This window comes from Microbacterium sp. NPDC064942 (assembly GCF_049545525.1).
In the GTDB taxonomy this organism is placed as follows: domain Bacteria; phylum Actinomycetota; class Actinomycetes; order Actinomycetales; family Microbacteriaceae; genus Microbacterium; species Microbacterium gawkjiense.
Genome location: NZ_JBMWDR010000005.1, coordinates 1 through 25,364 on the forward strand (window position 1 = coordinate 1; position 25,364 = coordinate 25,364).

Here is a 25,364-nt window from a genome sequence, read left to right on the forward strand (position 1 = left end):
TCGCACCACCACCGACGAGACCCCTGGCTAGACTGCCCGCAACCGTTCACTTTTCGAGCGCCGAAAGTGACCAGGATTCACCCGCCGCCGACACCGCGTTTCGCCACATCGTTCGTTGAGCTTGAGGGTGCCGGTATCTCTTCGGCGGGTGATGCGAGCAGGCTCGGTTTCAGGTTCGCATGCGCGTTGACGCGACTTCGGAGACTGAGGAATCTGACGTGGTCACTTGAGGCGGGTGCGTTCTGCCTGGGCGAGGGATGGTGAGGTCCCCGTTTCCGGAGGTGTGAATCGCCCTGGGTTTCGTTCCGTTCTCCAAGCAAGGATGGAACCGATGAATCAGAGATACTCGCCCGAGATGCGGGAGAAGGCGTTGCGGATGGTGGAGGAGGCAGTGCCCTCGCATCCAAACCTGATGGCCGCCGTGCGGCACGTGGCCGGGATGCTCGGCATGAGCCCGGAGACGCTCAGAGTGTGGCATCGCCGGCGCGAAGTCGACGCGGGGAAGCGTCCCGGCGTCCCGACCGATGTCGCGGAGGAGAACGCGCGACTCAAGCGTGAGAACGCGGAGCGGCGGAAGGCGAACGAGATCCTGCGGGCTGCGAGCGTGTTTTTCGCGAAGGAGCTCGACCGCCCCTCGAGGAGATGATCCGGTTCATCGACATGCACCGGGCTCAGTTCGGGGTCGAGCTCATCTGCCGTGTCCTCAGGGACGTGGTGCGAGGGTTCCTTACCTCCCGCGGCTATCGGACCGCGAAGACCCGCCCGCCTCGGCGCGGCAGCTGAAGGACGACCTGCTCGTCCCGGAGATACGGAACTTCACCACCCCCGCGCCGCGCGCGTGGTGTCGGCGAGCACCCATCGCATGTGGGAGCGGAGGAAGGACTCGTCGAAGTAGAGCGTCCATAGCCGCACAGTCGGGTCTGGGCGCACTGAGCACCACATGCCGGCCCCGAGAGCCATCGCGTAGCCCGGTGTCAACTCGTGGATGCCTGTGGCTGTCTCAATGTGTGCGGCGCCCTCGAGGACGTGGACGATCTTGGCGTGCCCAAACACGGCGCGGTGGATGCGTTCGGCGCGCACGCTCTCCACCGCCGACGACGGCGGACCGGCCGGCCGGCCAATAACGTAGCCGCGGCCGGTATCGTCACGATCCCGCAGGGGTGGGACCGCATCCCGTCCGATCAATGGCGCCGTCACGCGTTCATCGACACGACCAGTTCCGTGGCCTCCGGAAGGTTGCGCCGTGGTCACGCCCGATAGCCGATGACAGTGGTCATGCCGGTTTCGGCGTGGTAGATGTTGTGGCAGTGGGCGACCCAGAGACCTGGGTTGTCAGCGTCGAAGTCGACGGTGAGGGTCTGCTTGGGCAGGATGATCGACGTGTCTTTCCGCGGGCCGCCACCTTCATGCTGGTAGGTGTGACCGTGTAGATGGAATGGGTGCCACATCTCGGTGTCATTAGTGATCGTGAACCGGACTCGTTCGCCTTCGCGGATCTCGTGCGCGCCGTCGAGGGGCTGATTCATATCGAACCGTCGCCCGTCGATGCCCCAGTCGTATTCGGCCATACCTCCGGTGAGAGTGATCGCCACGGTCCGATCAGGCTGCCGTGAGGACAGCGCAACGCTGCTATCTGACGTCAGCAGCTGCGCGGTCCCGATCCGGCTGCTAGTGAGCTCCGGGATGCTCACATCGGCCGTCGGTGCTGCCGCGGCGCTGCCGGTGCGGATGACGGCGAAACCGCGATCGCGTTTGCCCTCGGCCTGAGCGATGAGGGGGAACGCGCCGTCATCCAGGGTAATGATCGCGTCGTAGCGTTCGCCCATGCCGATGAGGATGCTGTCGACTTCGACCGGTTCCACGGGGAATCCGTCGGTATGGGTGATGGTGAGCGTGTGACCGCCGATGGCGAGGCGGAACGCGGTGTCGCTGCCGGCGTTGATGATCCGCAGCCGCACCTTCTCGCCGGCCCGCCCGGTGAACTGGGTCGGGTCGGCGGGGGGCTTCCCGTTGACGAGGTAGAGGGGATAGTAGACGTCGCCGGCGTCGCCGCCGAGCAGGTCGGAGGTGGCGCCCATGAGGGTGTTGCCCATCCGCATGAACATGTCGCCCATCCCGCCCATGTCGCCCATCCCGGCGGACAGTTCGTCAAGGACGTCGTCGGGGGTGGCGGTGACGCCGTCGAGCCAGTCGTCGAGGATGATGACCCACTCGTCCTCGTACCCGCCGGGCTCGGCGGGGTCCTCGACGATCAGCGCCCCGTACAGGCCACGGTCCAGCTGCACCCCGACGTGGGGGTGGAACCAGTAGGTGCCGGGATCGGGCGCGATGAACTCGTAGTCGAAACTGGCCCCGGCCTTGATGGGCTGCTGGGTGACCGGCGGGACGCCGTCCATGTCGTTGCGCAGCGCGAGCCCGTGCCAGTGCACGGAGGTGTCCGCCTCGAGCTGGTTCCGGACGGTGGCCTTCAGAGTGTCTCCGGCGCCGAGACGGATCACGGGCGCCGGAACAGACCCGAACGCCCAGGTCGGCGCGGTCGCCCCGGCTAGGTCCAGCACGGTCGGGGCGGCGGTGAGGGTCGCGGTGGTGACCTTCCCGGTGCCGCCGCGGCGCCGCTCGGCGCCTTGGACCTGGGCGCCGTCGGGCTGCACCCAGTTCGCCGCCGGCGCGCAGGATGCCAGCGCGACCGTCGCGACGGCGCCAATGCTGACGCCGAGGAACCCTCGCCGAGTTAGGAGGAAGCGGGGGCGTGGGGCGGGCGACGGGTTCATCGTTGTTTCCTTTCCGGCCGGGAGCGCGGGCCGTGGTTTTCGTCAGGGAGGCCGTCCGCGTCGGACGTCGCATGATCGGCGGAGGCTGGTGGGGCACGATTGCCGGTTGCCGTGACGGCCGAGGGCTCTGAGCGCCTGGATCCGATGGCGAGCAACGCCATTGCGATCAGCACGATCACGGTCCCGATCCAGCCCCACAGGCCCGGGTCCTCGCGCAGGATCAGCAGCGACAGCAGGATCCCGAAGACCGGCACGAGCAGCGTCCACGCGGCGAGGAGGTCGAGCCGGGCACGTCCGATCTCGGTGAACCAGGCGACCGTGGTGGCGGCGGTGCCGACCAGTGATAGGAACAGCAGGGTGAGGATGAACCGGATGTTCCAGTCGATCGTGGGCGGCCCTTCTGTGACGGCTGCGGTGTCGGCGAGGATCGCACCTCCGATGAGCAGCTGAGCTGCCGCCACGACTCGGACGTCTGCGTGCACGATCCGGCCGATAAGGGTGCCGGCGGTGATCGCGGCGGCGGAGGTCAGTGAGAGCCACGCTCCGGTGCCGAGCCCGGAGGGAAGGACGATGATGAGTAGGCCGGTGAAGCCCAGGCCGATCGCGGCGATCGCGGCGGGGGAGGGACGCTCGCGGTAGAGCCACCACGCGGGCAGCAGGATCAGGATTGGCTGCGCGTTGGCGAGCACCGAGGCGATCCCGGTCGACAGTCCGGTCGCGGCGACGAACATCGTCGCGAATGCCAGGGCGATGTTCACCAGTCCGAGGCAGACGATCAGTGCCCATGTCTTCGGGTCGCGGGGAAGAGGTGCCCGCTGGATGCCGGCGACGGTTGCGAGCGCGACCCCGGCGATGAGGGCTCTCAGTGCCGCGAGCCACAGCGGCGGGGCGTCTTGCAGGCCGACGGTGATCGCGACGAAGCACGACCCCCAGGCGAGCGTGACCCACAGCATCCGCAGCGGTCGGGGGTGCCCGTGCCGGCTGGCGTCCGAGAGGGGGCGGACGACGGTGTTCACGACGACTCTAGGGTGTCGGTCCCGCTGTCGCCCCCGTGGCGTCGATGATTCGAGTCGTGGGCGCCGGTGTGGTGGCGGTGGCCGAACAGGTGCACGGCGGCCATGCCGATGATCGCGACGTAGGGCAGCACTGCGACGACGTGGGGAAGGTGGTCGATGAACAGGTAGATCGCGATCCCGAGCACGGAGATCCCGATGATCAGCCACGCCGTCACAGGCATCCGTCGCCGCGGGTCGCCTTCGCCGGGATGGTCGGCGGGCGGTTGGTGGTCACCGGTCATGGTCGGGCTCCTCCGCCGGTGTGAGGAAGTCCTGGCGCATGCCGAGGCTCTCGTCGGTGAGGCGGATCGAGGTCGCGGCGTCGGGGACGGTGCCCGTCAGCGCGCGGATCGCGTCGATCGTCTCGGGCACGACGATGGCCTCGTTGTAGACCTGGTAGGCGAGGTAGGCCTCGCTGCCGTTCACGGTGACCAGGTCCTCCCACACGGCGACCTCCCACATGTCTCCCCGGGGGCGGCCGAGATCGCGCATCAGCTCGACGGTGGAGTTGAGGGCGACCAGGCCGTCGGACATCCGGACGAACGCGATGCGGGGCGCGGCGCGCAGGGCGTCCAGCACCTCGTCGCGGGTCGCCTCCCGGGTCAGTTGCAGCGTCCAGTAGTGGCTGTGGGTCTGCGTGTGGGCGCCTTTGGCGGCGATCGTGACGACATCGAGTCCGGGGAGCACGGTCTGTGCGTCGGGGCCCTGATGAGAGGGGATGGTCGGTTCTGGGACCATCGTGTTCATGATCCCGCCGAGGTGCGATTCCCAGGGGTCGGTGGCGCGGCGGATGAGCACCCCGCGGGCGCGCAGCAGGAGTCCGGCCGCATCCAGCGCGCCGAGGATCCGCACGATGCTGGTGGTGTTGCAGGAGACCACCCGGGTGCTGTCCCTGCCGATGGCGCTGGCGTAGTTGGCTTGGGCGACGAAGGAGTGGCCGGTGGTGGAGTGGGACTCGCCGCCTTGGAGCACTGCCTTGACGCCGAGGGCGCGGTAGCGCTCCAGGTTTCCCGCTGCCACATGCTTGGGGGTGGTGTCGACGACGACGTCGCACTGCGCGAGAAGGTCGTCGAGCACTCCCTGTGCGGGCACGTCGGCGCCCCGCATGGCCTGCTGCGCCTCGATGGTGGAGGCGAACACGGGCAGGCGGTTCGCTGCGGACTTGATCCGCCAGTCGGTGGCGATGTCCGCGACGCCGACCAGGTCCATGTCCGACTGCAGCAGGACCGCGTCGGCGACGCGCTTGCCGATGACGCCGTAGCCGTTGACGCCGACTCGAATGGTGTTCATGTGTGTGCCTTTCTGATGAGGGATGGGAGCCGCGGCGGTCATCGCCGTCGCCGCGTGGTCCAGAGCAGGTAGCCGCCGAGTGCGGTGACCACGCTCGCGCCGGCGCCGATCATGACGCCTTCCCGCGAGCGCCATCTCGTGTTCCCGCTGACGAGTTCGCCGATGCCGTTGATCAGGGCGGCGGTGATCATGCCGGCGATCAGGCGATTGCCGATCCGTTCAGCCCGTCCCACGAGCGGTTCCAGTTCGGCCGCGCGCAGGTGCACCTCGAGGCCGCCGTTCTCCAGCACCCGCCGGAGCTGCTTGAGTGTTCCGGGCAGCTCGAGCAGCAGTGCTCCGGCATCCGCGGATGCCTGTGCCCAGCGTTTCGCCAGGGCGGGGAGGGAGAACTGTCGCTGCACGATCCGCTCCGAGAAGGGGGTGAGCGCCTGCAGCATCTCGAACTCGGGGTCGAGCCGTGCCGCCAGTGCCTCGCCCATCATCAGGACCTTGAACAGCAGAGCGATCTGCTGCGGCAGCTGGAGGTGGTGGTGTCGCAGCAGGGCGAGCAGCTCTCCGAGCAGGTGGCTGAGGTTGATGTCGGACAGGGGGCGTCCGAGATACCGCGACACGAAGACGTCCAGGGAGCGGCCGAGCTCGCCGCGGTCGGAGGTGTTCTTGGTGATCGAGAGCGCGAGCAGGGCGGTGGCGAGCGCGTTGGAGTCTCCGCGGGTGACGGCGAGCAGCACGTCGGAGAGCTGCTCGGTGACCTCTTCGTCGAGTTGGCCGACCATGCCGAAGTCGATGAGGGCGATGGATCCGTCGGTTTGGATGAACAGGTTGCCCGGGTGCGGGTCGGCGTGGAAGAAGCGGTTCTCGAACACCATGGTGAGGATGAGGTCTGCGCCTCGCCTGGCCAGCTGGTTCCGGTCGATGCCGGCCGCGTCCAGGGCGGGCAGGTCGTCGACTCGGATGCCGTGCATCCGTTCCAGGGTCAGCACGCGTGACGTGGTCGTCTCCCAGAACACCTGAGGGACGGCGACGTCGGGTGAGTCGGCGAAGTCGGCGGCGAACCGCTCCGCGTTCCGGCCCTCCTGCAGATAGTCGAGCTCGGCGCGCAGCGTGCGGGAGAACTCCTCGACGATGCCCGGCAGGTTGTACTGGCGGGCGGCATCCCACCGCTTGTCGGCGCGCTCGGCGAGGTTCTGCAGGATCTCCAGGTCTTCGTGGATCTGGGCGACCGCGCCGGGTCGGCGGACCTTCACGACGACCTGGGTGCCGTCGTGAAGGGTCGCGGCGTATGCCTGCCCGATCGACGCGGCGGCCAGCGGTTGCGGGTCGAACTGTGCGAAGAGCTGTTCGGGGTCCGCGCCGAGCTCCTCGCGGATCACCGCCTTCATCGGCTCCCAGGCCTCGGGCGGCGCGGCGTCCTGAAGCTTGACCAACTCGGCGAGGTAAGCGGCGGGCAGCAGGTCGTTGCGGGTGGACAGCAGCTGGCCGAGTTTGATGAAGGTCGGTCCGAGCTCCTCGAGGGCGAGTCGGAGGTGTTCCGGACTGGTGTAAGGCTCGTCCCGACGCGCATGCCCGAGAACGCCTTTGTTGAAGGGAATCCACTTCTCCAGTCCGAGCAGCCCGAGGCCGAGCCCGAGTCCGTGGTGCTCGAGGATGGTGGCGATGCGCCGATACCGGCTCCGATCCGTGCTCATCAGTCGAGGCCTCCTTCGCGGTTGGTCGCCTCGCGGGCCGAGGTACCCGGGCCGATCGCGAACGTCTCGGTCTGTCCGGCCGAGAGCGGCACGGCGACCGCGCCGACGCGCACGTGGATCGCGGGTGCTGAGCCGGCGTGCACGCGAAGCTCCAGGCTGCGGTCACGGAGCATCACGTCGACGAGGTGGCCGCGGTATCGGATCTGGAACCCGACCCGGGTGAGGTTCGGCGGCAGTCGGGGGGCGAAGACGAGCTCGTCGTCACCGAGGGCCATGCCGGCGAAGGAGCGGACGGGCAGGTCGATGGTGCCGGCCATCGCGCCGAGGTGGATCCCTTCGCGGGTGGTGCCGCCCTGGGAGTCGTCGAGATCGGCGATCAGCGCCTCGCGGAACGCGATCCAGGAGCGGGACGGGTCGATGCCGGCCAGGACGGAGGCGTTCACGACTCGGCTGAGCGTCGACCCGTTGGCGGTGCGGGCGAGGTAGTACTCGACCGTGCGGGTCAGGTCCTGCTCGGAGAACGGGTAGCCGAGCGTGGCGAGTTGCGCCCGGAGCCCGTCGTGACCGAGCAGGTAGACCAGCATGACGACGTCGGGCTGCTTGGCGAGCTTGTACCGGTTGGTGCTGTCGTTCTCGGACTCGAGGATGAGATCGAGCCGGCCGATGTTCCCGTACTCCTCGCGGTAGTGGTCCCAGTCCAGCTCCTGCAGGCTCTCGTAGCCGTCGAACTGGGTGAGGATGCCGTCGCGGTGGAACCCCACCGCCAGTCGTGTGCTGAGCCGGGCCCATCCCTCGACCTCCTCGTCGGTGACGCGGAGCCGCTCGCGGAGGATCTCGCCGCTGTGCCCGTGGAGCAGGGCGAGTGTCCGGGCCGCTCGCGTGGCGACCCACGAGACGAGGACGTTGGTGTACGTGTTGTCGCGCAGGCCGCTGCCGGGAGAGTCCGCGGCGCCGTCATGGAACTCGTCGGGTCCCATCACCCCGGCGATGTGGAAGCGGTCGGTGGCGCTGTCGTGCTCGGCGAGCGAGGCGAACAGGCGGGTGACCTCGATGATGAGCTCGCCGCCGCGTTCGGCGAGCCACTCGAGGTCGCCGGTGGCCTGGTAGTGCTGCCAGGCGTTGTAGGCGATGGCGAGGCCGACGTGGCGTTGACGGTAGGAGTTGTCCGGCATCCACCGACCGGAACGCGGGTTGTAGAGCGCCTCGGGCGTCTCCTCGCGACCGTCGCTGCCGCTCTGCCAGGGGAAGAGGGCTCCGCGGAGTCCGGCGGCGGTCGCCGCGGCGCGGGCGGCGTCCAGTCGCCGCCAGCGGTAGTCGATCAGCGCCCGGCTGATCTCGGGCGTGCGCAGAGCGATCACGGGCAGGACGAACACCTCGTCCCAGAAGACGTGCCCCCGATACCCCTCGCCGTGCAGGCCGCGGGCGGGCACCCCGGCGTCGAGCTCGACGGTGTGCGGTGAGAGGGTCTGGAGCAGGTGGAAGACGTGCAGGTTCAGGATGAGTCGGCTGTGCGTGTCGGCGTCCAGGGTGACCGCGAAGCGTTCCCAGAGTCGCCGCCACGCACCCGCGTGGCGTTCCCGCAGCGCCTCGACGTCGCCACCGCGTTCGGTGAGCAGGGTCAGGGCGGCACCACCCGGCTCGCTGATGGCCCGATCGTGGGAGGTGTAGATCGCGGCCGTCTTGGTGAGGGTGACCGGTCGACCCTGCTCCAGAGGGATGCGCAGCTCCCGGGTGTGCTGCGATGGCGTGTCGATGCGGTGATCGGTCGCGCCGTCGGTTCCGGTGAGGGTCGAGCGGACGGCGGTGGCGATGTGGACCCGGCTCTGTCGGGTCCGCACCTCGCAGAGGGTGGTGTCGCCGACCTGGCGGAACGTCGGCTGCGTGAGGTGGGTGGCGTCCGATCCGAGATACGCGGCCACGTTGCTGTTGCGCACCCCGGCGTCGATCCCGGCGCGGAGGGTGACCGTGCCGCTCCAGTCGGGGGCGGTGAGCGTGGTTTCCAGCACGGCCAGGTGAGGCTCGTCCAGGGAGGTGAACGTCGTCTGCACGAAGTCGAGTCGATCCCCATTCGGAGCGGTGAGGACCGCGCGGCGGACGACCAGGCCGCGGCGCAGGTCGAGCTCGCGTCGTTCGCTGTGCGTCACGACCTGGCCGGTGGACAGCCACGGCCCGTCTCCGAGGCGGAGGTCCACCGGAAGCCAGTTGGGAGTGTTGACGAGATGCTCCTCCTCGAGCTCGCGCCCGTGGATGGTGCTCGCCAGCCGGTTGTACACCCCCGCGAGGTAGGTGCCGGGATAGTGGATGCCGTCGTCGTGGTGCTCGGGCCGGGCGCCCCGGGTGGCCAGGTAGCCGTTCCCCAGCGCGGTGAGCGCCTCCCGGTGCCCTTCGTGCGCGGGGTCGAAGCCCTCGTAGACCAGCCGCCACGGATCCGTGGTGGAGACGCCCAGGTCGAGCTCGGCGACATCGGCCAGGACGAGGTCGGCGCCCGCGGCCTCGAGCTGCTCCCGCGCTCCGGCGCGGTCGATGCCGACGACGAAGCCGAACCCTCCGCGCCTCCCGGCCGCCACGCCGGCGACCGAGTCCTCGACGACCGCGGTGCGGGCCGCAGCGACACCCAGTCGCCGGGCCGCCTCGACGAACATGGCGGGATCCGGCTTGCCTTTCAGGTGATGCGAGAGCGCGATCCGGCCGTCCACCACGGTGTCGAAGCAGCCGGCCAGTCCTGCGGCGGCGAGCACCTGCTGCGCGTTCCGGCTCGCGGTGACCAGCCCGACCGGAACGGCCGCGTCCCGCAGGCGATGCAGCAGCGCCACGGTGCCCGGATAGACGCGCAGCCCACGGGTGCCCAGCTCCGCCAGGAACAGCTCGTTCTTGCGCGCCGCGAGCCCCGCGATCGTCCACGCCGTTGGTGGGTCTCCGGGATCTCCGGCGTCCAGGGCGATCCCACGGGTCGTCAGGTACGCCGATACCCCGTCCTCGCGGGTTCGCCCATCCACATAGCGGCGGTAGTCGGCGACCGGGTCGAAGGTCGTCTCGGGGTCGTCCACCTGCACACGCGGGTCTCGCAGCACCTCGTCGAACAGCTGCTTCCACGCGGCGGCATGGATCGCGGCGGTGTTCGTGACCACGCCGTCCATGTCGAACAGCACCGCGTCGTAGACGGCATCGAGGTGGTGAGTCCCGCGCTCTGCCGACCGCGGAGTCATCGCGGCGCCTCGCGTCCGGTCATGAGGCGCCGCCGGGCGTCGACGCCGGGGCGAGGCTGCTCGCCTCTGCCGGGGCCGCGGGGGCCTGCTGGGCGGGCAGCCGGAGCCGCTTGAGCAGGAGCGCGTTGACGGCGACGATCACGCTGGAGCCGGACATGCTGATGGCGGCGATCTCCGGGGAGAGCATGATCCCGAACGCGGGGTAGAACACGCCGGCGGCGATGGGGAGGGCGGCGGCGTTGTAGCCGATGGCCCAGCCGAGGTTCTGCCGCATCTTCCGCAGCGTGCCCTTCCCGATCTTCAGCGCGATCGCGACATCGAGCGGGTCGGAGCGCATCAGGACGACGTCTGCGGTCTCGATGGCGACGTCGGTGCCGGCGCCGATCGCGATGCCGAGGTCCGCCTGGGCGAGGGCGGGGGCGTCGTTGACGCCGTCGCCGACCATCGCGACCTTCTTGCCGGATGCCTGGAGCTCGGCGATCTTGGCGGACTTGTCCTCGGGGAGCACGTCGGCGATCACGGTGTCGATGCCCAGCAGCGAGGCGATGCGCTCGGCGGTGGGCTTGTTGTCGCCGGTGAGCATCGCCACCTCGATGCCCTGCTCGTGGAGTGCGTCGATCGCGGCTTTCGCGGTGTCGCGGGGGGCGTCGGCGAGGGCGATCACGCCGGCGATCTGCCCGTCGACGGCGAACATGATCGCGGTGCGGCCGCCGTCTGCGAGGGCCTGCTGCTGCGAGACGACCGGGCCGGTGTCGATGCCCTGCGCTGCCATCAGCCGGGCGTTGCCGAGCACCACCTGCCTTCCGTCGACGGTGGCGATCGCGCCCTGCCCGGTGACGTTGCGGAACGCGGACGCGGTGCGACGCGGGATGTTCCGGCTCTCGGCGTAGGTGACGATCGCCTTGGCCAGCGGGTGCTCCGACTCCCGCTCGAGCGCGGCGGCGAGGGCGAGTAGCTCGAGGTCGTCCATGCCGATGGGGATGTAGTCGGTGACCTCGGGCTCGCCCTTGGTGAGAGTGCCGGTCTTGTCCAGCACGACGGTGTCGATGTGCGCGGCGGTCTCGATGCCGGTGGCGTTCTTGAACAGGACACCACGCTTGGCGCCCAGGCCGGTGCCGACCATGATCGCGGTCGGGGTGGCGAGCCCGAGGGCGTCGGGGCAGGTGATGACGACGACGGTGATCGCGAACAGGATCGCCATCGGCACATCCGCCCCGGCGAGGAACCACACCAGGAAGGTCAGAGTGCCTCCGACGAGGGCGAGCAGGACGAGCCAGAACGCGGCCCGGTCGGCGAGACGCTGCCCAGGGGCCTTGGAGTTCTGCGCCTCCTGCACCAGCTTCACGATCTGCGCCAGCGCCGTGTCGGCGCCAACCTTCGTGGCGCGCACCCGGAGGGTGCCGACGGTATTCACGGTCGCGCCGATCACCTCCGAGCCGGGCGCCTTCTCGACCGGCATGGACTCGCCAGTGACCATCGACTCGTCGATCTCGGACTCGCCGTCCTCGACGACGCCGTCGGTGGGGACCTTCGCGCCGGGGCGGATGAGCATGAGGTCCCCGGGGACGACCTCGGAGGTGGGGATTTCGACCTCCTCGCCGTCGCGGAGGACGACCGCGCGGGCGGGAGCGAGCTCCAGCAGCCGTCGGATGGCGTCGTTCGCGCCGCCCCTGGCGCGCATCTCGACCCAGTGGCCGAGGAGCACGAAGGTGGCCAGCACGGTCGCCGCCTCGTAGAACACCTCGCCGCCGCCGGTGAGGGTGATGAACAGGCTGTAGATCCAGCCGGCGCCGACACCGACCGCGACCAGCACCATCATGTCCAGTGTGCGGGCACGCAGGGCACGGTAGGCCCCGTCGAAGAAGATCCACGCCGAGTAGAAGATCACCGGCAGCGACAGGATCAGCATGAACACGTCATCCGGCAGCCCGAACGGGGCCGGCACCTCGAACCCGATCACCTCCCGCCCGATCGGGGACCACAGCGTGATCGGGATCGACAGGATCAGCGCGACCAGGAACCGGTTGCGCATGTCACGGATCATCGCCTCCATTGACATCCCGCCGCCGTGTCCGCCGTGGCCCATCACATCCTGAGCGCTGCGGCCGGCCGGCTGAGCCCCGTGATCGTGTCCGCCCTCGGTGGCCGGAGCGTGACCGGCATGCGCGCCGGCGTCCATGGCGGAGTGGTCCGCGTGGTCCGCTGCCGGGTGCGGGTGCTCGTGCCCCGCCGGGGTGTCATGACCGGTGGAGACCGCGCGTCCATCGTGCGCGGCGTGCTCCTGATAGCCGTCGTGCGCGTCATGCTCGGCGTGGGCATCGTGCTCGGCGTGGTCGTGGTGGTCGGCGTGCTCGTGGGGTTCGTGGGCGGGGTCGCAGATGTGGTCCGGGACGGACTGCCCGGCGCAGTGGTAGCCGCATTCGATCACCCACTGCTGCAGGTGCGCGACCGAGGTGGTCTGCGGGTCGTAGGTGACGGTCGCGGTCTGGGAGACCGGGTTCGCGTCGGCGGACAGGACGCCCGGCTGGCGGGCGAGGTGGGCTTCGGTGACGTTCTTGGAGGTCGCGCGGATCATGCCGCTGACCTGCAGGGTCACGGTCTTGGTGTCGGTCATCGGATTTCCTTCGCGGTGGAGGGGCGGTTCGGGTCGGTGTCGGGGTGGGGCCAGCGCCAGTCGGCGACGGCGGGGATGTCGGTGCCGTGCTCGCGGGTGTGGGCGCGGGCGCGCAGGCGGGCGTCGACGAGTTCCTGCCGCAGCTGCGCGTGGGTCGCGGCAAGGCCCGGGACGTGGTCGAGGACGTCGATCGCGAGCCGGTATCGGTCGAGGTCGTTGAGCATGACCATGTCGAACGGGGTCGTGGTGGTGCCCTTCTCCACGAAGCCGCGGACGTGCAGGTTCTGGTGCCCGGCGCGCTTGTAGGTGAGACGGTGGATCAGCCACGGGTAGCCGTGGTAGGCGAAGATCACCGGCTTGTCGGAGGTGAAGATCGCGTCGAACTCCCGGTCCGGCAGGCCGTGCGGGTGCTGGTCCTCGGATTGCAGACGGGTCAGGTCGACCACGTTCACGACCCGCACGGACAGGTCAGGGATGTGCTCGCGCAGCAACGCGGCCGCGGCGAGCACCTCGAGGGTGGGCACGTCGCCGGCGGCGGCGAGCACCACGTCCGGCTCGGCGCCCTCGGTCTCGGTGCCGGCCCAGGGCAGGATGCCCAGGCCCCGGGTGCAGTGCTCGATCGCCTCGTCCATGGTGAGCCACTGCGGGGCGGGCTGCTTTCCGGCGACGACGACGTTGATGTAGCCGGTGGAGCGCAGGCAGTGGTCGTAGGTGGACAGCAGCGTGTTCGCGTCGAACGGGAGGTAGACGCGGACGATGTCGGGGCTCTTGTTCAGGGCGAGGTCGATGAACCCGGGGTCCTGGTGGCTGAACCCGTTGTGGTCCTGCCGCCAGACGTGGCTGGAGAGCAGGTAGTTGAAGCTCGGCACCGGTTCCCGCCAGGGCACCTCGCTGGCGGCTTCGAGCCATTTGGCGTGCTGGTTGAACATCGAGTCGACGATGTGCGTGAACGCCTCGTAGCAGTTGAACAGGCCGTGCCGGCCGGTGAGGACGTACCCTTCGAGCCAGCCCTGGCACTGGTGCTCGCTGAGCACCTCCATCACCCGCCCGGTCGGCGCCAGATGCTCGTCCACCGGCAGCACGGTCGCGTTCCACTGCTTGCCGGTGGCCTCGAACACGGGCGGGGCGAGCCGGTTGGAGGCGGTCTCGTCGGGGCCGAAGATGCGGAAGTTGTCCGGGTTGTGCCGGATCACGTCGGCGAGCCATTCGCCGAGCATCCGGGTCGCCTCCGCCGTTCCCGTGCCTCGCGCCTCGGGGTCGACCGGGTGGGCGTGGTCGCGGAAGTCGCCCAGGCGCAGCGGGACGGTCAGCTGCCCGCCGTTCGCGACCGGGTTAGCGCTCATCCGCCGCGCTCCGGCCGGGGCGGCGGCGACCGTGGCGGGGAACGGGGCGCCGTCGGCGTCGAAGAGCTCGTCGGGCCGGTAGGAGGCCAGCCAGTCCTGGAGGAGCTGCAGGTGCTCGGGGGTGTCGCGGACCTCGGCGAGCGGCACCTGGTGGGACCGCCAGGTGCCCTCCACGGGGAGCCCGTCGATCACCGGCGGGCAGGTCCAGCCTTTCGGGCTGCGCAGCACGATCGCTGGCCACGCCGGCCGGCCTTCCAGGGTGCCGGCCGCCGCGGCGGTCTTGATGTCCGCGATCCGGTCCAGCACCTCGTCCAGCACGCCGGCGAACCGGGCGTGGGACTCCCGCGGGTCCTCGCCGTCGAAGCCGACGGTGACCACGAACGGCTCGTGGCCGTAGCCGCGCAGCAGCGCGACCAGCTCGTCCTCGGGGATGCGGGACAGCACCGTCGGGTTGGCGATCTTGTACCCGTTCAGGTGCAGGATCGGTAGCACCACCCCGTCCGCGGCTGGGTTGAGGAACTTGTTGCCGTGCCACGCGGTCGCCAGCGGCCCGGTCTCGGCCTCCCCGTCGCCGATCACGCACGCGACCAGCAGGTCCGGGTTGTCGAACGCGGCGCCGTAGGCGTGGACGAGGGAATAGCCGAGCTCGCCGCCCTCGTTGATCGACCCGGGCGTGTCCGGGGACGCGTGCGAGGGGATGCCGCCGGGGAAGGAGAACTGCCGGAACAGCGCCTTGAGCCCCTCCTCGGTGCGGTCGATCCGCGGGTACAGCTCCGTGTAGGTGCCGTCCAGGTAGGCGTTGGCGACCATGCCCGGCCCGCCGTGCCCCGGCCCGGTCACGTACAGGGTGTTCAGATCCCGGTCGGTGATCGCCCGGTTGAGGTGGGCGTACAGGAAGTTCAGGCCCGGGGTGGTGCCCCAGTGCCCCAGTAGTCGAGGCTTGATGTGCTCCGCGGTGAGCGGGTCGCGCAGCAGCGGGTTGTCGAGCAGGTAGATCTGCCCGATGCTCAGGTAGTTCGCCGCCCGCCACCACGCATCCACCTCCTCCAGTCGTTCCGGGGTGACGGCGGTGGTGCGGTATGCCCAGCGGGCCGGTGCGGTGCTCATGGTCGGTCTCCTCGAGGTTCGCGGCCGAGGCCGTCGAATGTGGTCATGATGCTAGTGGTCATTGTGCGGTCCCCGCCGGGAGGACGACGGTGGTCTCGGTGCCGTGGATCCAGACGATGCCGCGGTCGTCGACGATCACGACCGCCCCATCTGCGTTCCCGAGCGCCTGGACGGTGCCCGTGGCGGCACCGACGCTGTCCCAGGATCCGGTGCCGGTGAGTCGCCAGAGGGTGCCGTCGGTGTCGACGCCGACCAGCCCGCCCGTGGAGGCCGCCTCCACCAGGTAGAGCGGCGGCGCATCCGCGACGAGGTCGAAAGTGGCGCCCGCATCCCGGCTCTCCTGCAGGCCCTGCCGCGTCGCGGCGTAGAGGGTGCCGTCGGTGGTGACGGTCAGGTCGGCGGCGGGGAGCTCGGCGCCGTCGATCCAGGTGGTCCCGCCGTCGGTGCTGGTGCGGATGGTGATCGAGCCGGACCCGATCCCGTGGATCGCACCGTCTCCGGCGGTGAGGACGTGGAAGTCCTCCTGCCCGGTGAACGCGACCGGCTCCCAGGTGGTCCCGGCGTCGGTGCTTCGGATGAGTCCCAGGTTGTGCTCGCCGAGCTCCGCCGGGGTGTTCGGTCCCGGGTGCCCGGAGGCGTAGAGGACGTCGCCGTCGGCGGTCAGGCCCATCGCGTCGAAGTCCGCGCCTCCCAGGGGGCCGGAGAGGTCGCCGGTGTCGGTGAGGGTGTAGAGGCCTGCGTGGGCGCCCAGCAGCACGGTGCTCCCGCCGAGGTCGACGATGCCGTGCACATGACCGAGACCGGTATCCGGGGCGGGTGCCGAGGTGGCGGTCGGCGTGGAGGTGCAGCCGGTCAGCAGCAGGCCCGCAGCAGCGGCGACGGCAGCGGCCGTGATCGTGGTGGCGTTGCTGCTCATGCGATCGCCTGGATGAAGAGAATGGTCGCCGCGGACAGGATGATCAGGGCGAGGATGATGCCCACGAAGCACGCGGCCAGAGTCCGGGAAGTCATGACGGGCCTTTCGACGGGTCGACGCTGTCGGTCAGGACGGATGCGCCGGGCGGATCGCCGGGCCTCGGGCGGGGCCAGGTCCGGGGTGGTCGGCCCCGCCCGAGGGGTTCGGGTCAGAGGGTGGCGAGGATGTCCTGCATGGTGGTGATCTCGGCGGTCTGTCCGTCGATGATCTGCTGGGCGAGCGCGGCCACGTCCGGGTTCTCCCCGTTGTCCAGCACCATCTGGGCCATCGTGACGGCGCCCTGGTGGTGGCCGATCATGCCATCGAGGAACAGCCGGGTCGCCTCGACCCCGGTGGCGGCGTCCAGGGCGGCCATGTCGTCGTCGGACATCATCCCGTCGCCGTGGTCCATGCCGCCCATCCCGCCCATGTCGGACATGGAGTCGTCGTAGGGGATTCCCCAGTCCTCGAGCCAGCCCTTCATGGTCTGGATCTCGGGGCCTTGGGCGGCTTTGATCTGCTCGGCGAGGGTCACGACCCGCTCGTCGATGCCGTCCTCGGCCAGAATCTGATCGGCCATCTCGATGGCCTGTTCGTGGTGCGGGATCATCATCGTGACGAACATCTCGTCAGCGGAGTTGAACGATGCCTGCCCGGAGGGGGCGGGGGTGCTGCTGGTCATGCCGCCGGGGCCGTGGTCCATCCCGGGCATGGATCCGTCGGTGGGGGCGCAGCCGGCGAGCACGAGCGCAGCGGCGAGCGCGCCGGTGCTCAGCGCGAGAATGCGGATGCGCACGGGTGGGTGTCCTTGTCTAGTCGGTCGAATGGTGAGTCGATTCCCGTGCCATATGCGGGCACGGCGCAGCATCTCTCGGCACAGCGGTGACGGGAGGGCGGGGAATCAGGTTCGACTGATCGACAGGACGATGAGGGAAGGTGGTCGGGGGTGCGGTAACGCGGTGAGCACATTCCGCCCGTGCAGGCGCAGCAGGGCGAGGGCGGTGCGCAGGCGGGCCAGCAGCGCCGGGGCGAGCAGCACGATGGTGGCGGCCAACAGCGCCAGCACGCACGCCATCATCAGCATCGAATGGTCCGGCATTCCGCCCGAGCCGTCGCAGTCGCCCTCACAGTGCCCGCCCGAAGCCTCGGGGCCTGTCCCGATGGTGTCCTCGAGCATGCTCCCGGTCGCGACGGTGCCGCCCAGGTCAGAGGCAGGCGCGGCATGGGCGGCTTCGGAGGCCGCTGCGGGGGTGTCGGCGTGCCCGCTGGTGAGCCTGCCGGTGAGGGTGTGCATGGCCAGCAGGCCGGCGATCAGCAGGAGCGCGGTCGCGAAGGTCAGCAGCAGCCGGTGCAGCCCGGATGGGGCGTGCACCAGGGTTCGGATGTGGTTCACCGCCGACCTCCTTCCCGCGTCCAGCGTACCCTGGTGTGCCTGGATCCCCACCGGCGCCGATCGGGCGCACGGCGGTCCTGCCCAGGCTGGTCGCCCGACCGATGCCTGGCCAGGGGCGATGGTCCCGGATGGGGACCGGTGCGCGGCAGCCGGCTCATCGGCGGCCCGTTCCGGCGCGGTGGGCCTTCTCCATCAGAGCCAGCAGCCCGAGGGTGTCGTCCTTGATCTGGGTGCGACCGACGACGGCCCAGTTGCGGGCGAGGTGATCGCGGAGGTAGTCGAGGATGTGCTCGAGGGGGACGGTGTGCCAGGAGCGGGACAGATTGGGGCGGGCGGTGTTCCCGAACGCGACCGTGCGGATCAGGTGGCCCTCCGGGGCGAGGACCTGCCCGGCCGTCAGCAGCTCCTGGACGAGCGCGGGCGCGTCGGCGGGGGTGCAGCAGCCGAACCGGGCGAACGCGGCCTCCAGCACCGCGGGGTCGCGCATCGCGGGGTTCAGCTTCGGGGCGCCCTCCTTGACCTCGCCGACGATCATGTCCGGCGCCCCGGGGCGGGCGCCGAGGGCCGGGTCGGGGTCGTCGCCGCGGATGTGGTGCAGTCGGATCGCGAGGATGTCCAGGTCGGTGACGGTGCGCGGCCCGTCCGGACCGGTCGCGTCCAGCACCGGGTACTCGGCGACGGTGAAGTACCCGTTCACCCGCAGGTAGGCCTGCACCAGCCCGACCGCTGTATCCATCCCGCGCCCCCTTTCCCCGCCGTCGTGGGTCAGGCGGCGTTGGCGTAGCGGGCGGGGTCGGCGTCAAACAGCGGCCCGCACTCGGGGCAGCAGAACCAGTACCGGGTGCCTTCGTAGTCGCGGAACAGGCCGCGCTTCTCGGCCCATGCCGGGTCGACCTGGTTGCCGGGCATGACCGGGCAGGTGACGAGGTTGGTGGCTCCGGCCGGGGGCTCGTGGTGATGATGCTCGTGGGACCCGTGATCGTGCGCGGCGGCGTCGTGGCCGGTGTGGTCGCGGTCGTGCGTCATGGCGGTCTCCTTGCGTGGGTGTCAGGCGTGGACGGGGGTGGTGTCGCGGCGGGGCGTCGGGACGGTGGGCGTCGGGGCGGGCAGGTGGCGGAAGCGGCGCAGTCGGAGGCTATTGGTGACCACGAACACGCTGCTGAACGCCATCGCGGCGGCGGCAAGGATAGGGTTGAGCAGGGCGAGCATCGCGACCGGGATCGCGGCGACGTTGTACGCGAACGCCCAGAACAGGTTGCCCTTGATGGTGCCCAGGGTGCGGCGGGCGAGCCGGATCGCGTCCGGGACCAGGAGCAGGTCGCCGGAGACGATGGTCAGGTCCGCGGCGGTGATGGCCGCGTCAGTGCCGGTGCCCATCGCGATGCCGAGGTCCGCTTGGGCGAGGGCGGCGGCGTCGTTCACGCCGTCGCCCACCATCGCGACCACCCGGCCGGATGCCTGCAGCTCCCGGATTGTGTCGAGCTTGCCCTGCGGGGTGACTCCGGCGCGGACGTCGTCGATGCCGGCGTCGTCGGCGATGGTGCGGGCGGCGCCGGGGTTGTCGCCGGTGAGCAGGATCGGGGTCAGCCCGAGCTGCCGCAGCCGGGCGATCGCCTCACTGCTGGTGGGCTTGATGGTGTCGGCGACGCTGATCGCGCCGCGCGCCTGCCCGTCCCACGCCACCACGGTCACGGTCGCGCCCGCGGCCTCGTCGGCCGCGATCGTCCCGGCGAGATCGTCGGGGATCGCGATCGCCCATTGCCCGGTGATCCAGGTGGCGCGGCCGGCGGCGACCATGCGGCCGTCGACGATGCCCTGCACGCCCTGCCCTGACTCGGCGGCGAACGACTCCACCGCATCCACCGGGCCATCCGCGGCGGCGGTGATCGCGCGGCCGATGGGGTGCTCAGAGCCGTGCTCGAGCGCCGCGGCGACCCGGATCAGCTCGGCTCGGTCGGCGCCGGGTGCGGGGTGGACGCCGGTGACGGTCATGGTGCCGGCCGTGATGGTGCCGGTCTTGTCGAGGACGACGGTGTCGATGCGGCGGGTCTGCTCCAGCACCTGGGGTCCGCGGATGAGGATGCCCAGCTGGGCGCCGCGGCCGGTGCCGACCAGCAGAGCGGTCGGCGTCGCCAGCCCCAGCGCGCACGGGCAGGCGATGATCAGGGTGGTCACCGCGGCGGTGAAGGCGACCTCCAAGGGCGCCCCCGCGATCAGCCACCCGGCGAACGCGGCCAGGGCGAGGACAATGACGATGGGGACGAAGACGGCCGACACCCGGTCGGCGAGGCGCTGCACCTGGGCCTTGCCGGTCTGCGCCTCCTCGACCAGCCGCGCCATCCGGGCCAGCTCGGTGTCGGCGCCGACGCGGGTGATCTGCACGAGCAGGCGCCCGCCGGTGTTCACAGTCGCGCCGATCACGCGGGAGCCGGGGGCGACTTCGACCGGCACGGACTCGCCGGTCAGCATCGACTCGTCCACCGCGGACATTCCCTCGGTGACGAGGCCGTCGGCGGGGATCTTCTCACCCGGCCGCACCACCACGACATCACCCGGAACGAGCTGTGCGACGGGGACGCGCTGCTCAGTGCCTTCGCGGAGGATCACTGCGTCCTTGGCGCCGAGCTCCAGCAGGGCGCGCAGGGCCTCTCCGGACTGCCGCTTGGCACGAACCTCGAGGTAGCGGCCGAGGAGGATGAACACGGTCACCAGCGCGGCGACCTCCAGGTACACCTCGTGGCCACCGGCCTGCGGGGTGCCGACGAAGGTGACGCTCATCCGCATTCCCGGCATCCCCGCACCGCCGAAGAACAGCGCGTACAGCGACCAGCCGAACGCGGCCAGCACCCCGACGCTGATCAGGGTGTCCATCGTCGCCGCCCCGTGCCGGGCATTGATCGCCGCGGCGCGGTGGAACGGCCACGCCCCCCACACCGCCACCGGCGCGGCCAGGGTGAGCGTGAGCCACTGCCAGTAGGTGAACTGCAGGGCGGGGATCATCGACAGCACCGCGACCGGCACCGCCAGCACCGCCGAGACGATCAGCCGCTGCCGCAGCGACGCCAGCTCATCGTCCCGCGGGATGGTCTGCTCAGCCGTGTCGGGCACAGGCGGGGCTGGGAGGCTCGCTCCGTACCCCGCCTGCTCGACCGCCGCGATCAGCTCCTCCACCGGCACCGGGGCCTCCGAGTGCACGCGGGCCTTCTCGGTGGCGAAGTTGACCGTCGCCTCCACCCCGGGCAGCTTGTTCAGCTTCCGCTCGACCCGCGTCGCGCACGACGCGCAGGTCATCCCGGTGATGTCGAGATCGACGTCCAGCGTGCTCATGAGGCTGCGGCGAGGCTGTACCCGGCCTCCTCGACCGCCTCCCGCACCCGCTCCGCGTCCACCGGGGCGGTGCTGGACACGGTCACCGTGGACACGCCGCCGGCGTGCAGGTCGACCTCGACGCCGGAGACCCCGTCGATCGCGGAGACCTCCTCGGTGACGCTGCGCACGCAGTGCGAGCACGTCATCCCCTCCACCAGGAACTGCGCCGACACCTCGCCCGATGCCGGTTGCGCCGTCGCGGAGGCGGTGGTGTTGGCCGTGGCGGCGTGGGAGGTGGGGGCGCAACAGGCGCAGCCACCGCCGTTCGTCGCCTGCAGGCCGAGGTCCTGGAATCCTTGTCCGGTCATGTTGTGCTCCTCTCGTGAGCGTGTCGATGCGTGTGGTGTGAACGTTCTAGGAGCGGACCAGCCGCGCGATCGCGGCGTTCGCCTCGCGGAGCTTCTCCTCCGCGACCGGGCCGCCCTGCGCGGTCGCCTGCGCGACGCAATGCCCGAGATGGTCCTCCAGCAGCGTCAGCGCGACCGACTCCAGCGCCTTCGTCGCCGCCGAGACCTGGGTCAGGATGTCGATGCAGTACACGTCCTCGTCGACCATCCGCGCGATCCCGCGCACCTGCCCCTCCGCCCGACGCAACCGCGCCAGCAGCGCCTGCTTGTCATCCACGTATCCGTGTGCCATCTCAGCCACCTCCGACGTCGATCGTATACCCTCTAGCGGTATAAGGTACTTCGTGAAGAGGATATTCCCGGAGCGGGCAGAGCGAAAGGGCGAACGTGACCAACTGGTACGTCATCACCGGCGGGCCCAGCTCGGGCAAGACCACCACCGTGAACCTGCTGCGGGACCGCGGCTACACCACCACCATCGAGCATGCCCGGCACTATCTCGACCTGCAGCGCATCGCCGGCCGCACCGTCGAGGAGGTCCGGGCGAAGCAGCGGCAGTTCCAGCGCGGCGTCCTGGACATGCAGCTCGCGGAGGAAGCTGCCCTCGACCCGGACGCCACCGTGTTCCTCGACCGGGCCGTCCCCGACTCCCTCGCCTACTACCGCTTCCTCGATCTCGAGCCCGACCCCGCCCTGCTCACCGCGCTCGAGCACGTCGACTACCGCACGACGTTCATCCTCGACCTGCTGCCCCTGGCCGCGGACTACGCCCGCACCGAGGACACCGCCGCCCAGCAGCGCATCCACGAACTGCTGACCCAGGTGTACGAAGCGCTGCCCTCGCCGGTCGTGCGGGTTCCGGTCCTCAGCGCCGACGAGCGGGTGCAGTTCATCCTGGACCGGCTCTGACCGCTCTCGCCCGATCGGGATGTCCTGTGCAACGCTTGGGGCCCAGGGCACATCTCACCGGCACAGGTCCAGGCGAGAACGGACTACAGCATGCGCTCTCACCTCGACGAGGCGTCTCTCGCGCTGGATGAGGCCGGCTACTCGCTCGTCACCACGACGCCGCGCCCGGGCGGGCAGGCCCGGCCGCTGTGGGAGGCCCTCCGTCCGGACGTTGTGATGGGCATGGCGCCGTTCACTCGAGAACAGCTCGCCGAGATCCGTGGCAGCGGTGTGCAGCAGATCATTCCGCCAGTACCCGCAGGCGAGGATGGCGCCGTCGGGGATCTCGGATTCGCGGACGGGCCACGCCTGCAGGTCAACCACCTCCTCGAGCGAGGATGTCGACAGCTCGCCTTCGCAGCGTCCCCTGATCCCCGCGTCGCGGACCTCGTCGCACAGCGGCGCGAACTCGCGCGGAAGATACTGTCGAACCAGGCCGGCTCCGGGTTCGTTGCTGATGCCACCTTCAGCGAGATGAACGCGCTGGAACTGTTGCGCGAATGGATAGACCAAGGCGTCGACGGCGTGGTGGCCTACAACGACGACATCGCCGCACTCCTCCTGGGCGCCGCGCTCCGGTCAGACATCGCCGTTCCCGAACAGCTGGCGATCGTCGTCCACGACGACACCCCGCTCGCGCGTCTCCTCGTCCCCGCACTATCGACAGTGCGCGTCGACAATGCGGGCCTCGGCCGATTCCTCGCCGAACTTGCTCTGAGCGCCGCGACCGGATCCGCTCCGCCGCACGCCGGCCCAGAGACCGACGCGCACCTCGTCGTACGCGAGACCACCTAGAGATACTCAAGAGGGATAGCAGGACTATCGGCCTCGCCCCCGCGCGGCGTTCGACTGTGCATCCCGTTCCGGGTACTGCCCGGCAGCGGTGCCTCGTCGTGAACCTGGATCCCTAGACGCGCAGTGCCGGCAAGTGGGGGCCGTGGGTGCGGGCCGAAGCGGCCGTAGCGGATACTACGTTGCTCTCACGAGGTCTCGAGCCAACCTCCGCGCCTCGTGCAGAGTCCAGGTGGCGTCCTCACGCGACACTCGTTCGAACCACCCGTGCGCCGCATCGTTGCGATAGGTCAGGATTCTCTCGATCGTGCGAAGTTACCCCACCGCGATGAGGTAATAGTGCCTCGTGGCGTGGCGTGGCGTGGCGTGGCGTGGCGTGGCGTGGCGTGGCGTGGCGTGGCGTGGCGTGGCGTGGCGTGGCGTGGCGTGGCGTGGCCGGCTCGTCGTTCGCGACGTAGGCGCGGTCACCGTGTGATCCTTCGAGAAGTCTCCTACCTCCACTCGAAAGGCATCATCACGATGACCGCTCCTCATATTGTCGACCCTGCGAGCGTGCTCGCTGAAGCCTTGACCGACGCGTCGCCTGATTTGATGCGCTCCCTGTTGCAGACGATGATCAACGCGTTGCTGTCCGCGGATGCGGACGCGGTCGTCGGTGCGGAATGGGGCAAACCCTCACCCGACCGGCTCGCGCAGTGCACGGGTACCGCCACGAAGGTGACGACATCGACCGGAGTCTGACCCGGTGTGCCGGACACCAAGGGTGAGGTGATGGGTCGGGCTCCGACGTCCTCTCGTGGAGTGCTCGTTCTGCTGCGGCTGGGGGGGTCAGTTGTAGGTATAGAAGCCCTCGCCGGTGGCGACGCCGAGCTTGCCGTGGTCGATGTACTCGCTCTTGAGCCAGGCCGCGAGCGTCTGATCCTTCTCTCCGCCGTGGGCGAGGATGTTGTACGGCGTAGTCAGGCCGATGATGTCGGTGATCTGGAAGGGGCCCATCGGCGCTCCCGTGCCGATCCGCCACACGTTGTCGATGTCCTTTGGTTCGGCGTATCCGCCCGCGGCGAGTGTGAACCCGGCGTTGAGGAACGGCACCAGCAGCGAGTTGAGCACATAGCCGGACTTCTCCTTGTGCACGGGAATCGGAACCATGCCGATGTCGCCTGCGAAGGCCACGACCTCGTCGAAGACGGCCGGATCGGTGTCGGCGGTGCCCATCACCTCGGCGGTATTGAACTTCCAGATCCGGTTCGCGAAGTGCAGCGCGAGGAACTTGGCGGGGCGTCCGGTGGAGTCTTTGAGGTCGCTGGGCAGGAGTGTCGACGAGTTGGTCGCGAAGATGGTCTTCTCAGGTGCGAGCTCGCCGAGCTTGCGGTAGGTGTCCTGCTTGATGGACAGCACCTCGGGGATCGCCTCGATGACCAGATCCGCGTCCGCGACCGCCTCGGCGAGGTCGGAGGAGAAGCGGACGCGGCTCAGCGCCTCGTCGGCCTTTCCCTCGGACGCTCCTGCGACTCCGTCCTCCTTGTAGGCGGTGACGAGAGCATCGAAACGCGCCTTGGCTGCCGCGATCACGTCGTCGCTGATGTCATACGCGACGACCTGGAAGCCGCTGAAGGCGGTCTGAAATGCGATCTGGCTACCGAGGACCCCTGTCCCCAGGACGGTCACGTGTGTGATGTTGCTCATTGTTCTGTCTCCTTCATTTCTTCTCGCGCGGCCGATTGGGCCGCCGGGGTGTGTTGCAGCGCGCCGGTCACGATGTGGGTGACCTGACGTCTGAGGTCGTCGATCGCGTCAGCCTCGGGGATGCCGGAAGCCGTCATCCGGGCGATCGCGAGGTGAGTGACTGCGAACAGCGCCGACCCTGCGACCCGTGCCTCCCCGTCGCTGAGGGCCGGCGCGGCACGGCGCAACGTGTCAGACAGCGATGCCTCGAGCGCGAGGATCAAAGCCATGCCCTCGGCCCGGAACTTCGTCTCATGAGGGCCGAACAGCAGCTCGCGCTGGTACGCAGCACTGTTCTCCGGCTCTCGGGCAGCGGCGGCGACGAGCGGGCGCAGGCGAGTGAATACCGCATCGGCAGGATCCGCCATCAACGCCGCACGCGCGGCACCGTCAGCTATCGACGACCGGAGTGCCTCGTTGTAGACCATGAGCAGCAACTCACTCTTCGTCGCGGCGTAGCGGAAGAGTGTGCCCGCCGCGACTCCGGCCGCCGCGGACACCTCCTGCGTCGTCACCGCGGAGAATCCCCGCGCGCGCAAGAAATCAGACGCGACGCGAAAGATCCGCTCCCGCTTGATTCGCATGTTCTGCTCGCGGCGGGGTTCCATCTCGGCGACGCCCGAAGCTCGTCCAAGCTCTGACGGCTGGCACAACCCGTTCACATGAATGAGCGTACTCAGTTTTTTGCAGACGGCAAGGAGGCCCGGCGCGGATGGTCGGCGAGACGTTTCGACGTTAACGTGCACAGAGCTGTGCAAATTGTG

At 69.7% G+C, this 25,364-nt stretch carries 22 protein-coding genes and 1 pseudogene; 4 read left to right on the plus strand and 19 right to left on the minus strand.

The genetic code is table 11. The features are described from left to right. Nucleotides 1–331: 331 nt before the first annotated feature. Nucleotides 332–646, plus strand: a complete 315-nt coding sequence (locus ACPEH2_RS09660) for a transposase (RefSeq protein ID WP_359919150.1) — start codon at nt 332–334, stop codon at nt 644–646. Nucleotides 647–816: 170 nt separating this feature from the next. Here ACPEH2_RS09660 and ACPEH2_RS09665 read toward each other — a convergent pair whose 3' ends face one another. The 17 genes from ACPEH2_RS09665 to ACPEH2_RS09745 all read right to left on the minus strand — a co-directional run bounded on the left by ACPEH2_RS09665 (nt 817) and on the right by ACPEH2_RS09745 (nt 21,427). Then, nucleotides 817–1,080, minus strand: coding sequence for an AraC family ligand binding domain-containing protein (locus tag ACPEH2_RS09665; protein ID WP_359919152.1), 264 nt, complete (start codon nt 1,078–1,080; stop codon nt 817–819). 167 nt (nt 1,081–1,247) lie between these two features. Continuing rightward, the gene (locus ACPEH2_RS09670) at nt 1,248–2,771 is read right to left on the minus strand and encodes a multicopper oxidase family protein (RefSeq protein WP_052362817.1); all 1,524 of its coding nucleotides are present in this window, start codon (nt 2,769–2,771) and stop codon (nt 1,248–1,250) included. Continuing rightward, a complete protein-coding gene (locus ACPEH2_RS09675) occupies nt 2,768–3,787 on the minus strand; it encodes a DMT family transporter (RefSeq protein ID WP_359919154.1) in 1,020 nt (339 codons plus the stop codon). Before ACPEH2_RS09675 ends, ACPEH2_RS09670 begins: the two co-directional genes overlap by 4 nt. Beyond that, entirely contained in the window at nt 3,784–4,068 is a 285-nt protein-coding gene (locus ACPEH2_RS09680; RefSeq protein ID WP_359919156.1) for a DUF2933 domain-containing protein, read from the minus strand. The genes ACPEH2_RS09675 and ACPEH2_RS09680 overlap by 4 nt, the downstream gene beginning before the upstream one ends. Beyond that, nucleotides 4,058–5,116 carry a type II glyceraldehyde-3-phosphate dehydrogenase gene (locus tag ACPEH2_RS09685; RefSeq protein WP_359919158.1) on the minus strand — a complete coding sequence of 353 codons (1,059 nt, stop codon included), beginning with the start codon at nt 5,114–5,116 and terminating at the stop codon, nt 4,058–4,060. Before ACPEH2_RS09685 ends, ACPEH2_RS09680 begins: the two co-directional genes overlap by 11 nt. A gap of 38 nt (nt 5,117–5,154) precedes the next feature. Next, nucleotides 5,155–6,801, minus strand: coding sequence for an ABC1 kinase family protein (locus ACPEH2_RS09690; protein ID WP_359919160.1), 1,647 nt, complete (start codon nt 6,799–6,801; stop codon nt 5,155–5,157). Beyond that, the gene (locus ACPEH2_RS09695) at nt 6,801–10,007 is read right to left on the minus strand and encodes an HAD-IA family hydrolase (RefSeq protein WP_359919162.1); all 3,207 of its coding nucleotides are present in this window, start codon (nt 10,005–10,007) and stop codon (nt 6,801–6,803) included. Before ACPEH2_RS09695 ends, ACPEH2_RS09690 begins: the two co-directional genes overlap by 1 nt. 19 nt (nt 10,008–10,026) lie before the next feature. Next, nucleotides 10,027–12,621: a heavy metal translocating P-type ATPase gene (locus ACPEH2_RS09700; protein ID WP_359919163.1), complete on the minus strand. Its 2,595-nt coding sequence runs from the start codon at nt 12,619–12,621 to the stop codon at nt 10,027–10,029. Next, entirely contained in the window at nt 12,618–15,071 is a 2,454-nt protein-coding gene (locus ACPEH2_RS09705) for a phosphoketolase family protein (protein ID WP_359919165.1), read from the minus strand. The genes ACPEH2_RS09700 and ACPEH2_RS09705 overlap by 4 nt, the downstream gene beginning before the upstream one ends. Before the next feature lie 58 nt (nt 15,072–15,129). Next, nucleotides 15,130–15,987: a F510_1955 family glycosylhydrolase gene (locus tag ACPEH2_RS09710; RefSeq protein ID WP_359919166.1), complete on the minus strand. Its 858-nt coding sequence runs from the start codon at nt 15,985–15,987 to the stop codon at nt 15,130–15,132. 208 nt (nt 15,988–16,195) lie between these two features. After that, nucleotides 16,196–16,822 carry a DUF305 domain-containing protein gene (locus ACPEH2_RS09715; protein WP_359919167.1) on the minus strand — a complete coding sequence of 209 codons (627 nt, stop codon included), beginning with the start codon at nt 16,820–16,822 and terminating at the stop codon, nt 16,196–16,198. A gap of 105 nt (nt 16,823–16,927) precedes the next feature. Then, nucleotides 16,928–17,419: a DUF6153 family protein gene (locus ACPEH2_RS09720; protein ID WP_359919169.1), complete on the minus strand. Its 492-nt coding sequence runs from the start codon at nt 17,417–17,419 to the stop codon at nt 16,928–16,930. A 154-nt stretch (nt 17,420–17,573) separates the two neighbouring features. Beyond that, nucleotides 17,574–18,155: a hypothetical protein gene (locus ACPEH2_RS09725; protein ID WP_042378563.1), complete on the minus strand. Its 582-nt coding sequence runs from the start codon at nt 18,153–18,155 to the stop codon at nt 17,574–17,576. A 29-nt stretch (nt 18,156–18,184) separates the two neighbouring features. Next, nucleotides 18,185–18,445: a YHS domain-containing protein gene (locus tag ACPEH2_RS09730; RefSeq protein ID WP_042378564.1), complete on the minus strand. Its 261-nt coding sequence runs from the start codon at nt 18,443–18,445 to the stop codon at nt 18,185–18,187. A gap of 21 nt (nt 18,446–18,466) precedes the next feature. Beyond that, nucleotides 18,467–20,746: a heavy metal translocating P-type ATPase gene (locus tag ACPEH2_RS09735; RefSeq protein ID WP_423718632.1), complete on the minus strand. Its 2,280-nt coding sequence runs from the start codon at nt 20,744–20,746 to the stop codon at nt 18,467–18,469. Next, nucleotides 20,743–21,096, minus strand: a complete 354-nt coding sequence (locus tag ACPEH2_RS09740) for a heavy-metal-associated domain-containing protein (protein WP_021010665.1) — start codon at nt 21,094–21,096, stop codon at nt 20,743–20,745. The genes ACPEH2_RS09735 and ACPEH2_RS09740 overlap by 4 nt, the downstream gene beginning before the upstream one ends. A 46-nt stretch (nt 21,097–21,142) precedes the next feature. Beyond that, nucleotides 21,143–21,427 carry a metal-sensitive transcriptional regulator gene (locus ACPEH2_RS09745; protein ID WP_033107649.1) on the minus strand — a complete coding sequence of 95 codons (285 nt, stop codon included), beginning with the start codon at nt 21,425–21,427 and terminating at the stop codon, nt 21,143–21,145. A gap of 95 nt (nt 21,428–21,522) precedes the next feature. On the opposite strand from ACPEH2_RS09745, the gene ACPEH2_RS09750 reads away from it, so the two are divergent. The 3 genes and pseudogenes from ACPEH2_RS09750 to ACPEH2_RS09760 form a co-directional block, all read left to right on the plus strand. Beyond that, entirely contained in the window at nt 21,523–22,044 is a 522-nt protein-coding gene (locus ACPEH2_RS09750; RefSeq protein ID WP_359919173.1) for an ATP-binding protein, read from the plus strand. 90 nt (nt 22,045–22,134) lie between these two features. Beyond that, nucleotides 22,135–22,878, plus strand: a complete 744-nt coding sequence (locus ACPEH2_RS09755; RefSeq protein WP_423718633.1) for a substrate-binding domain-containing protein — start codon at nt 22,135–22,137, stop codon at nt 22,876–22,878. A gap of 516 nt (nt 22,879–23,394) precedes the next feature. Beyond that, nucleotides 23,395–23,600 (plus strand): annotated as a pseudogene (locus ACPEH2_RS09760) (transposase); the annotation flags it as partial. A gap of 103 nt (nt 23,601–23,703) precedes the next feature. Here ACPEH2_RS09760 and ACPEH2_RS09765 read toward each other — a convergent pair. Then, nucleotides 23,704–24,561, minus strand: a complete 858-nt coding sequence (locus ACPEH2_RS09765) for a 3-hydroxyacyl-CoA dehydrogenase (RefSeq protein WP_253034354.1) — start codon at nt 24,559–24,561, stop codon at nt 23,704–23,706. Next, complete coding sequence (locus ACPEH2_RS09770) at nt 24,558–25,262, minus strand: TetR/AcrR family transcriptional regulator (RefSeq protein WP_359919177.1); 705 nt, start codon at nt 25,260–25,262, stop codon at nt 24,558–24,560. The genes ACPEH2_RS09765 and ACPEH2_RS09770 overlap by 4 nt, the downstream gene beginning before the upstream one ends. Nucleotides 25,263–25,364: the final 102 nt, after the last annotated feature.

Coding starts and splice junctions, on each gene's coding strand:
- ACPEH2_RS09755 (WP_423718633.1), top strand. CDS start 22,135: ATGCGCTCTCACCTCGACGAGGCGTCTCTCGCGCTGGATGAGGCCGGC.
- ACPEH2_RS09735 (WP_423718632.1), bottom strand. CDS start 20,746: ATGAGCACGCTGGACGTCGATCTCGACATCACCGGGATGACCTGCGCG.
- ACPEH2_RS09700 (WP_359919163.1), bottom strand. CDS start 12,621: ATGACCGACACCAAGACCGTGACCCTGCAGGTCAGCGGCATGATCCGC.
- ACPEH2_RS09690 (WP_359919160.1), bottom strand. CDS start 6,801: ATGAGCACGGATCGGAGCCGGTATCGGCGCATCGCCACCATCCTCGAG.
- ACPEH2_RS09685 (WP_359919158.1), bottom strand. CDS start 5,116: ATGAACACCATTCGAGTCGGCGTCAACGGCTACGGCGTCATCGGCAAG.
- ACPEH2_RS09730 (WP_042378564.1), bottom strand. CDS start 18,445: ATGACGCACGACCGCGACCACACCGGCCACGACGCCGCCGCGCACGAT.
- ACPEH2_RS09765 (WP_253034354.1), bottom strand. CDS start 24,561: ATGAGCAACATCACACACGTGACCGTCCTGGGGACAGGGGTCCTCGGT.
- ACPEH2_RS09710 (WP_359919166.1), bottom strand. CDS start 15,987: ATGAGCAGCAACGCCACCACGATCACGGCCGCTGCCGTCGCCGCTGCT.
- ACPEH2_RS09705 (WP_359919165.1), bottom strand. CDS start 15,071: ATGAGCACCGCACCGGCCCGCTGGGCATACCGCACCACCGCCGTCACC.
- ACPEH2_RS09725 (WP_042378563.1), bottom strand. CDS start 18,155: ATGGATACAGCGGTCGGGCTGGTGCAGGCCTACCTGCGGGTGAACGGG.
- ACPEH2_RS09745 (WP_033107649.1), bottom strand. CDS start 21,427: ATGGCACACGGATACGTGGATGACAAGCAGGCGCTGCTGGCGCGGTTG.
- ACPEH2_RS09680 (WP_359919156.1), bottom strand. CDS start 4,068: ATGACCGGTGACCACCAACCGCCCGCCGACCATCCCGGCGAAGGCGAC.
- ACPEH2_RS09740 (WP_021010665.1), bottom strand. CDS start 21,096: ATGACCGGACAAGGATTCCAGGACCTCGGCCTGCAGGCGACGAACGGC.
- ACPEH2_RS09670 (WP_052362817.1), bottom strand. CDS start 2,771: ATGAACCCGTCGCCCGCCCCACGCCCCCGCTTCCTCCTAACTCGGCGA.
- ACPEH2_RS09695 (WP_359919162.1), bottom strand. CDS start 10,007: ATGACTCCGCGGTCGGCAGAGCGCGGGACTCACCACCTCGATGCCGTC.
- ACPEH2_RS09660 (WP_359919150.1), top strand. CDS start 332: ATGAATCAGAGATACTCGCCCGAGATGCGGGAGAAGGCGTTGCGGATG.